The 13,065-nt window shown below is 69.8% G+C and carries 13 protein-coding genes; 4 read left to right on the forward strand and 9 right to left on the reverse strand.

Annotation, left to right across the window (positions count from 1 at the left end; genetic code table 11):
* Positions 1 to 3: 3 nt before the first annotated feature.
* Genes ACY466_RS16580 through ACY466_RS16600 form a run of 5 tightly spaced genes read right to left on the reverse strand, consistent with a single transcriptional unit; the run spans position 4 to position 4,883 of the window.
* A complete protein-coding gene (locus tag ACY466_RS16580; protein WP_463246682.1) occupies positions 4 to 1,338 on the reverse strand; it encodes an ABC transporter substrate-binding protein in 1,335 nt (444 codons plus the stop codon).
* On the reverse strand, positions 1,335 to 2,429 hold the full coding sequence (locus tag ACY466_RS16585; RefSeq protein ID WP_463246684.1) for a branched-chain amino acid ABC transporter permease: 1,095 nt from the start codon (positions 2,427 to 2,429) through the stop codon (positions 1,335 to 1,337). Before ACY466_RS16585 ends, ACY466_RS16580 begins: the two co-directional genes overlap by 4 nt.
* Position 2,430: 1 nt before the next feature.
* Positions 2,431 to 3,309, reverse strand: coding sequence for a branched-chain amino acid ABC transporter permease (locus ACY466_RS16590; RefSeq protein ID WP_463246686.1), 879 nt, complete (start codon positions 3,307 to 3,309; stop codon positions 2,431 to 2,433).
* A gap of 16 nt (positions 3,310 to 3,325) precedes the next feature.
* Positions 3,326 to 4,087, reverse strand: a complete 762-nt coding sequence (locus tag ACY466_RS16595) for an ABC transporter ATP-binding protein (protein WP_463246687.1) — start codon at positions 4,085 to 4,087, stop codon at positions 3,326 to 3,328.
* Positions 4,077 to 4,883, reverse strand: coding sequence for an ABC transporter ATP-binding protein (locus ACY466_RS16600; RefSeq protein WP_463246688.1), 807 nt, complete (start codon positions 4,881 to 4,883; stop codon positions 4,077 to 4,079). Before ACY466_RS16600 ends, ACY466_RS16595 begins: the two co-directional genes overlap by 11 nt.
* 149 nt (positions 4,884 to 5,032) lie before the next feature.
* Here ACY466_RS16600 and ACY466_RS16605 point away from each other — a divergent pair, with 149 nt between their 5' ends.
* A complete protein-coding gene (locus ACY466_RS16605) occupies positions 5,033 to 6,328 on the forward strand; it encodes a helix-turn-helix domain-containing protein (protein WP_463246690.1) in 1,296 nt (431 codons plus the stop codon).
* Here the strand turns inward: ACY466_RS16605 and ACY466_RS16610 are convergent.
* A complete protein-coding gene (locus ACY466_RS16610; RefSeq protein ID WP_463246691.1) occupies positions 6,297 to 7,532 on the reverse strand; it encodes a metallophosphoesterase in 1,236 nt (411 codons plus the stop codon). The genes ACY466_RS16605 and ACY466_RS16610 overlap by 32 nt on opposite strands.
* Positions 7,533 to 7,744: 212 nt before the next feature.
* Here ACY466_RS16610 and ACY466_RS16615 point away from each other — a divergent pair, with 212 nt between their 5' ends.
* Genes ACY466_RS16615 through ACY466_RS16625 form a run of 3 tightly spaced genes read left to right on the forward strand, consistent with a single transcriptional unit; the run spans position 7,745 to position 10,697 of the window.
* Entirely contained in the window at positions 7,745 to 9,244 is a 1,500-nt protein-coding gene (locus tag ACY466_RS16615) for a WXG100 family type VII secretion target (RefSeq protein WP_463246692.1), read from the forward strand.
* Positions 9,241 to 10,038, forward strand: a complete 798-nt coding sequence (locus tag ACY466_RS16620) for an ESX secretion-associated protein EspG (protein WP_463246694.1) — start codon at positions 9,241 to 9,243, stop codon at positions 10,036 to 10,038. Before ACY466_RS16615 ends, ACY466_RS16620 begins: the two co-directional genes overlap by 4 nt.
* Before the next feature lie 56 nt (positions 10,039 to 10,094).
* Positions 10,095 to 10,697, forward strand: a complete 603-nt coding sequence (locus ACY466_RS16625) for a hypothetical protein (protein WP_463246695.1) — start codon at positions 10,095 to 10,097, stop codon at positions 10,695 to 10,697.
* A 17-nt stretch (positions 10,698 to 10,714) separates the two neighbouring features.
* Here ACY466_RS16625 and ACY466_RS16630 read toward each other — a convergent pair whose 3' ends face one another.
* The 3 genes from ACY466_RS16630 to ACY466_RS16640 are packed head-to-tail and all read right to left on the reverse strand — an operon-like array spanning position 10,715 to position 12,986.
* On the reverse strand, positions 10,715 to 11,440 hold the full coding sequence (locus tag ACY466_RS16630; RefSeq protein ID WP_463246697.1) for a siderophore-interacting protein: 726 nt from the start codon (positions 11,438 to 11,440) through the stop codon (positions 10,715 to 10,717).
* A 52-nt stretch (positions 11,441 to 11,492) separates the two neighbouring features.
* Positions 11,493 to 12,329: an HAD family hydrolase gene (locus ACY466_RS16635; RefSeq protein ID WP_463246699.1), complete on the reverse strand. Its 837-nt coding sequence runs from the start codon at positions 12,327 to 12,329 to the stop codon at positions 11,493 to 11,495.
* A 9-nt stretch (positions 12,330 to 12,338) separates the two neighbouring features.
* Positions 12,339 to 12,986, reverse strand: a complete 648-nt coding sequence (locus ACY466_RS16640) for an SDR family oxidoreductase (RefSeq protein ID WP_463246701.1) — start codon at positions 12,984 to 12,986, stop codon at positions 12,339 to 12,341.
* Between the last annotated feature and the right edge of the window lie 79 nt (positions 12,987 to 13,065).

Below are 13,065 nucleotides of genomic sequence, written 5' to 3' on the forward strand. Positions count from 1 at the left end.
CGGTCAGCCGACCGGTTCGACGTCCGGGATGCCGCTCTCCGGCGGCTCCGAGAGTTCACCGTCGAACTCCGTGACCTCCGAGTCGCCGACGTCGGTGACCAGAACCGGCGTGATCGGCTCGGGCACACCGCCGCGGACCTGGGTCACGGCCGCACCGGAGATGCCGAGGTGGCTGCCCTCGGAGTAGCGGAACGGGGCGTACTGAGGTCCGTCGAGCTCGGAACCGATCTCCTGCAGCGCCGAGACGATGCCCTCGCGGGTGGGGTTCTCGCCCGCAGCCTGCAGCGCCTGGACGAACGCGTAGGCGTGGCTCATGCCGTAGACCCGGTAGTTGGTGAGCTCGCCGCTGGTGCCGTGCTCGTCCCACACCTGCTGCCACAGATCCGTCCACGGGTTGTCGACCGCGTCGGCACCGGGGATGTACTCGAGGGAGAGCATGTTCTCGAGCGCCGAACCACCGTCGGTGACCTGTCCCTCGGAGAAGCGCCCGAGCAGCGAGCCCACGAGCTCCACGTCGGATCCGATGGAGCTGTAGAACCACTCGGGGGTGTAGTTCAGTCGACGCGACACCAGCTGGCTCAGCGCGGTGTAGGACGGAACGTTGAACCCGAGAATCAGATCGGCGCCGGCTGCCTGCAGCGACGCGATCTGCGGGGCGACGTCGGTGTTGCCCGAGGTGTAGCGAGCTACGCCGACGATCTGATCGTCGAGGTACTGCCGCACCGCGGCCTCGCTGTCGCGGCCGAGGTCGTCGTCCTGGAGGAAGAGGCCGACGCGGGCGTCGGGCCGGTTCTGGGTGACCCAGTCACCGATGATCTTGCCCTCGACCTCGTAGTCGGGCTGCCAACCGAAGGTGTTGGGGTACTCCTCGGGCTGGTTGCCCCACATGATGGCGCCGGAGGACACGAACAGGTCCGGTACTCCCTCTTCGTTGAGGAAGTCGACGACGGCGCTGTGCGTCGCGGTGCCGAGTCCGCCGACCACGGCGAAGACCTCGTCCTGCAACACCAACTCGTTCACCACCTCGGTGGTGGTGGTGGGGTCGTACGCATCGTCGCGCACCAGGTACTCGATCTGGCGACCGTTGACTCCACCGTTGGCGTTGACGAAATCGAAGTACGCCTGTGCGCCGGTGGGGATCTCGCTGTACCCGGGGGCAGCGACGCCGGTGAGCGGGTAGTGCGCACCGAGCTTGATGGAGGTGTCGGTCACGCCGACGGTGGATCCCTCCGACGCTTCACCGGCCTCGTCGCGTCCGCCGGCGCCACACGAGGCCACCATGACGACCGTCGCGGCTATCGCGGTCCCCCGCAACGCCGTTGACCTGAATGTGTTCATGAAACCCCTTTTCTTTTCGAGCGACGCGTCAGCCATCGAACGCGTACGGTTCCGACCAGTCCGAGCGGAGCGAACAGGATCACCAGGACGGTGAAGATTCCGGTGACCAGTGGTGCGAGTTCGGCAGCCTGCAGGCTGCTCAATCCCGCGTCCAGACCGAGGTTTGTCACCACGGGCGGAATGTAGGTGAGCAGTGCGGCGCCGATGAGAGCGCCGGACAGAGTGCCCAGTCCACCGATCACGACGGCGGAGAGCAGCGTCAGCGAGAGCACCAGGGTGAATCCGCTGGGCGCCGCGATGCGGGTGGCCATGGCGAGGATCGCTCCACCGGCGCCGGCGCACGCCGCACTGACGACGAACGCCTGAACCCGCGTACGTCCCAGGTCGATACCGGCGATCTCCGCCGACACCTCGTCGTCGCGCACCGCCCGCCACCGTCGCCCGATCCGGCTGGACGACAGGTTGGCCAGCAGGAAGAAGACGAGAAGCAGCACGAACCACCCGATGTAGGCGACGAACTTGGTGGTGGTCAGCTCACTACCGGTGACGAAGAACGCGATGTCGTCGAGCAGGGTCGGCACGGAGGGCGCCGGGATGATGAGTCCCTGCTCCCCGCCCAGGTACTCCGAGAAGTACAGCGCGAGGCCGGGAATCGCCACCGCCAGCGCGAGCGTCGCACCGGCGAGATAGGGCCCGTGCAGCCGGGCCGCGGCGATGCCGACGATCAGTCCGACGACGGCGGCCACCAGGGTCGCCATCAGCAGGACCAGCGGGATGGACCACCCGGAGTTGTTGGCGCGCAGCATCAGTGCCGTGGTGTACGCCCCGACGGCCATGAACGCGCCGTGGCCGAGCGAGAGCTGTCCGTTCAGACCCGTGAGCACGGTCAGTCCGGCGGCAGCGATGGCCAGGTACGCCACGGACGTCAGCTGCCCCTGGCGGAACGTGCTCACGCTCTCGAGCACGACGACGATCAGGACGAGGCCGAGCAGAGCTCCGAGCAGGTGGCGACGGACCGGGGAGGAGATCACGCGGGCGAAGCGTGACGGTTCGGACTTCGCGGTGGGGCGGGCCGTGGTTGCGGTACTCATGTCATACCCTCCTGGCCACTGCGGCGGAGAACAATCCGTTGGGCTTCAACAGAAGGACCGCGATGAGGATGATCAGCGCGGAGAAGGCCACGAGATCCTGGCCGATGTAACCGCTGACCGCGCTGAGACCGATGCCCATCAGCAACCCACCGACGACGGCGCCGACCGGGCTGTCGAGCCCGCCGAGGACCGCGGCGACGAAGCCGAAGACCACGACCGAGTCCATGTAGCCGGGGTGCACCAGCGATCCGCCGGCGATGAGCAGCCCGGCGACGGAGCCGACGACCGCGGCCAACGCCCACCCGAGCGTCAGCAACCGTCCCACGCGAACCCCGAGGAGTCGGGAGACCTCCTGGCTGAACGCGCTCGCCCGCATCGTCAGTCCGAGACTGGTGTAGCGGAACAGCGCGACCAGCAGGCCGAAGACGACCATGACCGCCACGACCTTGTAGATGTCGTTCCCGGTGAGAGCCACGTTGACGGAGCCGATCGTGCGGCCGTCCAGACCGAACGGCGAGGGGAACGACCGGAACTGGTTGCCGAAGATGAACGCCGCCGCGGCGTGAATGATGATGAACAGCCCGAGCGTGAGGATCACCGGGTTGATGTGCGACGAGCTGTCGACGTGCCGGATGATCAGCCGCTCGACGAGCGCGCCGAACACCAGACCGCCCAGCAGCGCGGCCGCGAAGCCGATCCAGTAGGAGTAGCCGGCGTCGATGACCACCAGCGCGATGTACGTGGTGAACATGGCCATCGGCGCCTGGGCGAAGTTGACGATGCGCGTCGATCGCCAGATGAGGACGAGCGCGAGGGCGAATGCGGCGTAGACCATTCCGTTGGTCACGCCGTTGATGACGATGGTGAGCAGCTGTTGCACCCGAAGTCGTCCTTTCCTAGAAACCGAGGTAGGCGTGGCGGAGTTCGTCGTCCCCGACCAGGTCGGCCGACGGGCCCTCGCGCGCGACGGTGCCCAGCGACAGCACGACGGCGTGCTCCGCGATGGACAGGGCGCTGCGCGCGTTCTGCTCGACGAGAACCACCGTGAGGTTCTCCTCGTCGACCGCCTCGCGGAGGGTTGCGAAGATCTGGGCGACGATGCGCGGCGCGAGACCGAGCGACGGTTCGTCGAGCAGCAGGATCGACGGCGTCGCCATGAGCGCTCGGCCGATCACCAGCATCTGTCGCTCGCCGCCGGACAGCGTGTGGGCGCTCACCGAGCGTCGTTCCTTCAGCACCGGGAACATCTCGAAGATGCGGTCGATCCCCACCGCGGGCCGGGACTTGTTGCGACCCAACGCTCCGAGGCGGAGGTTCTCCTCGACGGTCAGCTCCACGATGACGCCGCGACCCTCGGGAACGTGCGACAGACCGCGTCGGGACATCGTTTCCGAGCTCGCACCGACGAGGTCGACCTCGCCCGTGTCACCGTCGGACATGGTGATGCGACCCGACGCCGGCGCACACAGCGCCGAGATGGTGCGCAGCAGCGTGGTCTTTCCGGCGCCGTTGGCCCCGAGGACGGCGGTGACGGCGCCCGAGGGCATCGTCATCGACACGTCGTCGAGGGCCGTCACCGCGCCGTAGCGCACGGTCAGGTTCGACACCGTCAGGGCGGCGCGGGCAACCGTGGATGCGCCGTTCTTCTCACTCGTCATGCTCGACCTCGTCTCCCAGGTAGGCCTCGACGACGGCCGGGTTCGCCCGGACCTCGTCGGGGGTGCCGCGGGCGATGACCTTGCCGAAGTCCAGGACCACCAGGCGGTCGCAGACGCTCATGACCAGGTCCATGTGGTGCTCGACCAACAGGATGGACATGCGCGAGGTCAGATCGCGGATCAGTTCCCCCAGCTCGTCCTTCTCCGCCTCGGACAGTCCGGACGCCGGCTCGTCGAGCAGGAGCAGGGTCGGATCGCCGACCAGCGCGCGGGCGAGGGCGACCCGCTTGCGCACCGCGTACGGCAGGCTCGCGGGAAAGGCTGGGGCGTACTGGGCGATGCGCAGTTCCGACAGGCATTCCATGGCCCGCTCGCGGATGGCCGCGGTGTCCTTGCCGCTGCTGGACAGACCCAGGAGTCCGGACAGGAACGACGTCTTCGCGTGAAGATCGGCGCCCACCATCACGTTGTCCAGCACGGACATTCGGTCGAAGAGACCGAGGCTCTGCAGTGTCCGACTCATGCCCAGCGAAGGCAGGTCGGTCGGCTTCAGCGCGGACACCGTGCGCCCGTCGCGGGACACCGTCCCGGACTGCGGGCTCACCAGCCCGCACGCGACGTTGAACAGCGTGGTCTTCCCGGCCCCGTTGGGACCGATGACTCCGACGACCTCACCGCGCCGGACATCGAGTCCGACATCGGACAGCGCGACGATTCCGCCGAAGGTCACGGTGACGGAGGACAGCTCGAAAACGGTTTCGGTGTCCCGCTCGGAATGGGATTCGACAATCGACAATGTGGTCCACCTCACAGGTTGTGTGGTCCCACTATGGACGCTCCGCACAGGGAGCGAAATGGTCCGAGCGCACAAAAGTGCTGAGATTGCGGGTACCAATTTCGGTCAAACCGACCCGATTCCGAGTCGCAGTGCGCAAAACTCCGTTAATGGCGCTCCCGACGGTCGGCCGACGACTCGCACCGAGCGCTGTCCGCGACCCGTTGAGCGACGCCGACCGCACCGCCATCGCACGGGCCTGGACGGCGCTGCTCCCGGATGCCGATGCCATCGCCGACTCCATCACGCTCGCGTTGCTCGAGCAAGACCCCGACTACACCGCGGCGGGCTCCCCCGACACCACCGCGCTGGTTCGCAAGAGCACCCGCGAACACATCAGGCTCGGACTGCGAAAGCTGAGCGATACCAACAAGACCGGCGACGACAACACCGAGGTGTGGCGACGCACCGGCCGCGAACGCGCTCGCCAGGGCATCCCCATGGAGCTAGTCCTCAAGGCCTACACCCAGGGCAGTCGCACGCTCTGGGAGGAGTTGGTCGCGGCCCAGTCCACCACTCGCACGCCGCTCGAACCGAGGTTGCTCATGGTTGCGGGACAACGGCTCTGGCGAGCGCTCGACGCCCAGAACAGCATCCTGGTCGACGCGTACCGGCGCGAGACGGTGCGCATGCAGCAACGCGACTTCACCAAGACCATGGCGGTTCTCGACGGTCTGCGGGACGGCAGCGGCGGCGACCCCGAATTCGTGGTCGACGCGAGAGCCACGCTCGGCCTCACCCCCAAGCACACGGTGGTGTGCGTCGCGGGACCGTTGTCCAGCCTCGGCGATCCCCCGCTGCCGGCCCCGGAGGACGCCGTCGACGGTGTGGCGTCGTTGTCGCACTGGCACATTCGTGACGGCATGCAGTTCGGAATCCTGGCCCCGACGCGGCCCGATCTCACCACCGTGGCCGACGCTCTCGCGGCGCGCGCCAACGGTCCGATCGGCGTCGCCGAATCACCGGACGGGCTGGCCGGTTTCGCCGCCGCCTACCGCGCCGCCGTTCGCGCCGCCGCCACCGTGTCCGCCTCGGAGGGCCCCGTCGCGATCGCCTCGGAACGCCTGCCGCGCATCGTGATGTCCGTCGACGCCGAGACGTCGGATCTACTCGTCGGGCACGCCCTGGGCTCGCTCGCGATGCATCCCTCGGCCCAACGCGACACGCTGCTGCGGACTCTCGCGCACGTCCTCGCCACCGACGGCTCGCCCACGAACGCTGCGAAACTGCTCTACTGCCACCGCAATACGGTCATCTACCGCATCCGGCAGGTCGAGGAACTGACGGGAAGAACCATCACCGCACCCGACGACAGACTGCTGCTCACCCTGGCGCTGGTGCGCTCCGGACACTGGGCCGAAGCGGTGGATCAGGTCACGCGTGCGGCGAGGTCGAGCGGAGCGTGAGCACCGTGATCTCGCTGGGGGCGAACACCCGGAACGGCGGACCCCAGAAGCCGGTGCCGCGGCTGGTGTAGAGCTGCGTGCGTTCGCCGTGCCTGCTCAACCCGCTCACCACCGGCTGATCGAGCCGCACCAACGCACCGAACGGCCAGATCTGGCCGCCGTGGGTGTGGCCGGAGACCTGCAGATCGACCCCCGCGTCCACGGCGGCGGCGATTTGTTTGGGCTGATGAGCCAACAGAAAGACCGGTAGGTCCGAATCGGTGCCGTCGAGAGCAGCCGCGAGGTCCGCGCCGTGGCCCGGCTCCCCCGAACCGCGTGCCGTCCGGTCGTCGACCCCGGCCACGATCAGGCTGTCCCCGCCGCGCGTGACGACGAGGTGCCGGTTGTGCAGCGAATCCCAGCCGAGCTCGGTCATGTGGTCGAGCCATTCCTGGGCCTGGCCGAGGTACTCGTGGTTGCCGGTGACGTAGACCCGCGCCAGGCGGGCCCGGACGCCTTCGAGGGGCGCGGCCTGGGTGCGGCGCCGCGCGACGGATCCGTCGGCGATGTCGCCGATGTGGCCCACGATGTCCGCGTCCAGCCGATCGACCTCGGCCATGACCGCCGCCGACCACCCGGCCCGATCGATGGGTCCGTAGTGGGTGTCGGTGATCAGCACGATGCGCAGCCCGTCGAGTCCCGGCCCGAGCCGGTCGAGCCGGACCTCGACGTTCTTGATCCGCGGCACGCGCATCGCTTCGCGGTGGCCCCACAGCGCGAGGAGAACGACGACAGCGATCACCGCGACCGCGACGATCCGCGAGCGCAGCGGGTCCGTGACCCCGGCGAGCGCGAGGACAACCTCCACGAGCAGTCCGATCACGGACCACACGAACGCGATCCACTCCAGACCGAGCAGGGTGTCGCCGGTCCGAGCCCACCGATCCGAGTGCGGCTCACCGTGCCCGCGCTTCATGGCGATCGTCAGAGTCAGCGCGGCGGCGACGAAGGCGAGCGTGCCCAGCAACTCCACGGCCACGGGCCACCGCGCGCCGCCGAAGGTCACCGTCCACCACGGAACCCCGAAGAGCAGCGCGAGAAGAGTGACGACGATGCCGAGGCGGACGACGTGGGTGCGGGAGCGTCCGCGGGTGGGCGGTTCTGCGGGGCCGGTGGGATCTGCGGGGCCGGTCGATTCTCGGGACAGCTCGGTGTCGTCCGACATGGGGGTGTTCCTCGGATTCGTCGATCGGCGGGAGGGCGCCTCGCGGTGTGCGACCGGTCGGGGCGGGCGGCCGCTGCTCGGTGCGGCCTCGATCGTGAGGTTCCAGGGTACGTGGAACCGATCGGCCGGCCGGTGCGTCGAGGTGTGATGTCGGACTGCGTGATGTCGGAGTGCTGGGGGGCGTGCGATGGGTTCATGTGCGGGGGTTGTCGATGAGTGACGGGCCGGGTTCGTTCGCGGACGCGGTGGGGTCGGCGGTGTCGTCGGCGGGATCCGCGCTGTCGTCGGCGGGATCCGCGGTGGTCGACGGAGTCGTCGGAGCCGCCGACGGGTTCAACGACGCCCGTGATGCGCTGCTCGACCGGGTGGGGCTGATGGACGCGTCGGGTCCGGTTCTTCCCGCCGAGGCCGCGGCCGTGGCCGCGGAGATGACGCGGGTGGCCGCGGACGCCGGGCGGGGACTGCCGACCTCGGTGCAGCCGGAAGCCTTCGCGGCGATGTCGCACGAGGAGATCTACCTCGGATCGCAGCAGCTGGCGCCGCAGCAGGTGGAGGCCAGCGCGCGGATGTGGACCTCCGCGCACGCGGCCCTGGTGCCGTTGGTCGATCGACTGTGGTCGGAGATCGGAGCGGTCCTGGGGGTCGACTGGCAGGGAGCGACCGCGGACCGCGCCCTCGGTGACGTGACCCGCTACCGCGACGAATCGCTGGCCATGGTGACGCTGCTCGAGGTGGTGTCGACCAAACTGAGCGCGTCGCACGCGGGATTGGAAGCGACGCGGGTCGCGGTCCCGCCGCCGGAGACGTTCGGATTCGCCGACGGCATGGAGCTGATGTCGAACACCTTGGCGTGGGGTCCTCTGGGCGGCTTCGGTGCCCTGACCGCGCAGCGCGCCGCACTCGAGGAGCGACGTGCAGAGGCCGTTCTGGCCATGGACTCCATCTACGTTCCCACCATCGTCGGTGCCGACAGCGGCGTCCCGGCGTTGCCGTTGCCGTTCGACCCGACGGGAACGACGGCCGCCCAGTTCGGTGGCGCGGGGTTCGGCGGCGCGGGCTCCGGCGGATCGGGGTCGGCCGGGTCGGGCTTCGGGGGCTCGACGGCGGGGAACGCGACGGCCGGTGACGCACGGGCGCCCGCATTGTCCGGATCCGCTGGATCGCCGCTCGAGGAGCCGGCACCCACCACGGCCGCGGCCGCGCCGAACTCGACGCCGTCGGGCGCCGCGCCGATGTCCGCCGCAGGTCCCACGGCCGCGGGAGGGAGCGTAGGGTCCGGCGGGCCGGGCTCGAGCGGCTGGGCCTCCGGCCCACTCGGCGGCCCCGGATCGAGCGGCGTTCTCACGTCGCCGACACGGTGGTCCCCGACCACCCCCGGCCGCAGCGGTGCCGGGTCGACCTCGTCGGGGGGTCGACCCGGTTCCGGCTCGGCCGGCGGTGGGCCGCGCACGACGGCCGGTGGCGCCCGCGGCGCATTCGGAAGCGGAGGCGCCGGCGCGTCCGGGGCCGGTGGAGGCATCCTGCAGAGCGGTTCCGCGGCGGGCGGTGGCGCTCGGGCGGCCGGATACGGACCCGGAGCGATGATGCCCGGGGCACGGGCGGGCGGCGATCAGGACGGACAGCACACCACGGCCGGATATCTGATCAGTGCGGACAACGGCGACGAACTCGTGGGCGAACTCCCGCTGGTGGCGCCGCCGGTGATCGGGTGAGCGACATCCGGAGGTGGGAGTTGTCCTCTCTCGAACTCTCCGTGCTGCTCGCCGGTATCGGCCGGGACCGGCTGCCCGTCCCCCTGACCTGGCGATCGACCGCGCGCACCCGCGACGAGCTGCAGCATCGTCGCCGGATCGCCGCGAGCCGAGTGGACGATCCCGCGCTCCGTGAGGCCGCGTCGGTGCTGGTGCACGGCGACCGGCGGGTCACGGCGTGCGGGCTCGAAGCCTCCGAACAGTCGGTGCGCATTCACGCGTCGGTGCGCGGATCCCGAGGCGTGCTCGTGGTGCAGCACGCCTCGTCGGACGATGCCTCGACCGACGACATGACGGTGTCCGCTCTGCCCGCGTCGGCGATACCGCGGGCGTTCGCCGCGGCGCTCCCCACCGCGCCACCCGGCCGGGCCGAACGCTGCAGCGTGGAGAGGGCGGCGCTGTCCGCGTCGTCCCGGTCGGTTCTGGAGAACTCGGCCCGCGCCGACTACCGGCGGACGGTGCGCGGCTTGCTGGCGACACCGCTCGCCCGATTCGGGGACATCCTGGTGGGCCGCAGCAGCCGAGACGATGCACCGATCGATCAGGTGGACGTGGGTGCCGTGTGGATCGACGTCCAGGGCGACGGGCGGTACCTCGTGACGGGGACGGACACGCTCACCCTCGCTCCCGCTTCCACCGAGGACATCGCCGCCCTGATCGCTCCTGCTCTCCGGCGCCCCGAGGGCCCGCCATCGGGGCCGGGGATCACGTCGGTTCGGGGCGCGCCGCGCCGAACCGACGCCGGTCGCGGTTAGGGTTGGCAGCAACGACGCCGGTCCCCCGGTGGATCGATGGAGGAGGGAGTGGGCAGATGAGCGATCGCTACCCGCGCGAATCGGACGGCTACGGCCGAGGTGACGACCGGACTCGGGCGTACGGCCGAGCGGACGACTACGGCCAGGCCCACTACGCCGAGCCCCAGTACAACCAGCCTCAGTACAACCAACCCCCGTACGGCGAGCCCCAGTACAAGCAGCCCGCGCCGTCGTCCTCCGGCAACCCGAAGTTCGACGTCGGCCCGTTCGTCGGCGGCGTCGTGGCCACGGCCGTCACCACGTTCATCGCCGGATGGGTGGCCGCGGCCATCGTGCAGGCGGTCTACACCCGCACCAACACCACCGTGTTCTGGATGTACGGGCTCAACGATCCCTGGATCGCCGGGATCTACGGTGCCCTCGCCGCCGTCCTGGCCGGTGCCTTCATGCTGCTGCTGTTCCAGGCGGTGCCGTCACCGACGACGTTCTTCAGTTGGATCACCGGTCTGGTGGTGGTCGGCATCATCGTGCTGCCGTTCCTCGCCGCCGGAGCGATCACCGCGGCCATCGGATCGGCCATCGTGAACGGTCTGATGGGGTTCGTGATCCTCGCGCTGCTCTCGACCACCGCGGCGCGGACCTACCACGGCCGTCCCTGACCTCACCCCGACGTCGATCAGGTAATCCAGTAGCCCTGTGACTTGATCGCGCGGCGCGGCACGCCGTATCGCGACTTCAGCACCGCCGTGACCGCGCGGGTGGTCACCGTGTCGCAGGCAACCCAGGCCGCGTGACCCGACGCGTCGAACGCGGCCGCCGACACCGCCTCCACCATCGACGCACCGTCGGCGCGCCGCGGGACGCGGACGATCTCGGTGCCCGCTCGAGGTGCGGGTGAGAGCGCATCGTCGTCGGCGTGGACGGTCTCGAACCACACCGTGACGGGCAGTTCCGCGGGCAGCGCACGCAGGAGCGAGGTGAGCGCGGGCCGAGACGCCGTGTCGCCGACGATCAGATAACCGTCGGGCAGTGGGTCCGGGAGCGCGAACTTCGACCCCTGCAGCGTCGCGACGACGGTGTCACCGACCACCGCCCGGCGCGCCCAGCGGGCGGCGAGACCATCGTGCAGGGCGAATTCCAGGGCGAAGGAGTTCGCGTCCGGATCCGGGTCGACCAGCGTGTACGCGCGCTGATGCAGCGACTCGCCCTCCGTTTCCGCGGGGAACCACACCCGCAGCCACATCGTGGGGTGCACGGCGGTGCGCTCGAACAGTCTTCCCGCATCGACGGTGATGCGCCGGTAGTGCGCGGTCACGTCCTCGGTGCCGGTGACGGTGAGAACCACGTCCGGCGCACCGATGAGCTTCAGGAGCGCGCCCTGGATGCCCCGCGACGTGCTCACCGCGCTCCCCTCGTCCTCGACCGGGCGTCGATCGCCCGCGACTGAGGTGAGCCTAAGTCATGACGGGTCCGCGGTGGCCCGCCAGCTCCTCCAGGTACGACGCGATGCCGTCGGCGTCGTTGCCGGGCAGCACCCGATCCGCGACGGCGCGCACCTCGTCGATCGCGTTCTCCGGACACAGCGCGGTGCCCACCCACCGCAGCATCGCGAGGTCGTTGCGCGCGTCCCCGGCCGCGGCGACCTCCTCGGCGTCGATCCCGCGATCGGCACACAGGGCGGCAAGAGCACTGGCCTTGGACACCCCCGAGGCGGACATCTCGACGTAGGGCGCTCCGGAGTGCGTGATCTCGACACCGTCGATACCGGCCGCGGCGACCGAGGCGTAGACGTCCTCGCTGGGAATCGTCGGGTGCCGGGCGACGATCTTGACGCACGGTTGATCCAGCCAGGGGTACGCGCCCCCCGCTCGGTCCATCGTCACCGGATCACGATGGTGATCGGCGAACACGGTCAGCGCCGCGTATCCGTCCTCCGCCACGAACCGGGACGGGCCGACGGCGGCGAACACCACGCCGGGCACTGCCGCGCGAACTCGGTCGATGGCCGCGGCGGCCGCGTCGTCGTCGATCGCGACGGTGGACACGATGCGGGGGGTGCCGTCCGCCAGGTCGACGACCACCGCGCCGTTCGCGCACAGGGCGATGCCGCGGAAGCCGCAACTCCGGGCGAACTCGTGCACGGAATGCCGGGCGCGCGCCGTAGCCCACACCACCTCGACGCCGACGGACCGCGCGGCCGTCATGGCGCGCGCGGCCCGCGGTGACACGGTGCGATCCGGGCGGAGCAGGGTGCCGTCGAGGTCGGTCGCGAACAGCCGTACGGTCCCCACTCGTCCGGCTCAGCTCAGGGCGTCGGCGATGGCGGTGTCGCCGTTGTCGAACTCGATCATCTTCTTGTACGTCGACGGCATGTCGATCGCGGCGGCGAGCACGGCGGCGACGTCGTCGCGGGCGACGGTCTCACCGGTCGCTCCGGCGTCCTTCGTGGTGATCTTGCCGGTGCCGGCGTCGTCCGTGAGGCCGCTGGGCGCGACGATCGTCCAGTCGAGGTCGCTGTTGCGCAGGTGCTGATCCGCCTCGGCCTTCGCCTCGGCGTACGCGTAGAACGAATCATCCGGGGACACACCGTGATCCATTCCGGCGCCGAAATACGAGACCAGCAGGAAGCGAGAGATCTCGGCGGCCTGCGCGGCGTCGACGCTGCGGATGGCCGCGTCACGGTCTACCGAGTAGGTGCGCTCGGGATCACCGCCGCCGGCGCCCGCGGCGAAGACCACGACGTCGTGGCCGGAGAGCGAGCTCGCGATCTCCGGGGTGGTCTGGTTCTCGACATCGGCGATGGACGCGGTGGCGCCGATCTTCTCGATGTCGGGCGTCTGGTCGGGGTTGCGGATGAGCGAAGTGACCTGGTGGCCACCGTCGGTGAGGATCTTCGCCAGCTTCAGCGCGATCTTTCCGTGGCCACCGATGATCGCGATACGAGACATGAGCGGAGTAGTCCTTTCGTCGACGAACGTTCCCCGAGTGGGTTCCCGACGCCGGAGGATCGAAACGCCGGGCCGACGT

The organism is Rhodococcus sp. K11/5 (genome assembly GCF_055193735.1).

Excerpts from the sequence above, each read along its gene's own strand:
- ACY466_RS16580 (WP_463246682.1), bottom strand. The coding sequence starts at position 1,338 with ATGAACACATTCAGGTCAACGGCGTTGCGGGGGACCGCGATAGCCGCG.
- ACY466_RS16585 (WP_463246684.1), bottom strand. The coding sequence starts at position 2,429 with ATGAGTACCGCAACCACGGCCCGCCCCACCGCGAAGTCCGAACCGTCA.
- ACY466_RS16595 (WP_463246687.1), bottom strand. The coding sequence starts at position 4,087 with ATGACGAGTGAGAAGAACGGCGCATCCACGGTTGCCCGCGCCGCCCTG.
- ACY466_RS16605 (WP_463246690.1), top strand. The coding sequence starts at position 5,033 with ATGGCGCTCCCGACGGTCGGCCGACGACTCGCACCGAGCGCTGTCCGC.
- ACY466_RS16610 (WP_463246691.1), bottom strand. The coding sequence starts at position 7,532 with ATGTCGGACGACACCGAGCTGTCCCGAGAATCGACCGGCCCCGCAGAT.
- ACY466_RS16615 (WP_463246692.1), top strand. The coding sequence starts at position 7,745 with ATGAGTGACGGGCCGGGTTCGTTCGCGGACGCGGTGGGGTCGGCGGTG.
- ACY466_RS16625 (WP_463246695.1), top strand. The coding sequence starts at position 10,095 with ATGAGCGATCGCTACCCGCGCGAATCGGACGGCTACGGCCGAGGTGAC.
- ACY466_RS16640 (WP_463246701.1), bottom strand. The coding sequence starts at position 12,986 with ATGTCTCGTATCGCGATCATCGGTGGCCACGGAAAGATCGCGCTGAAG.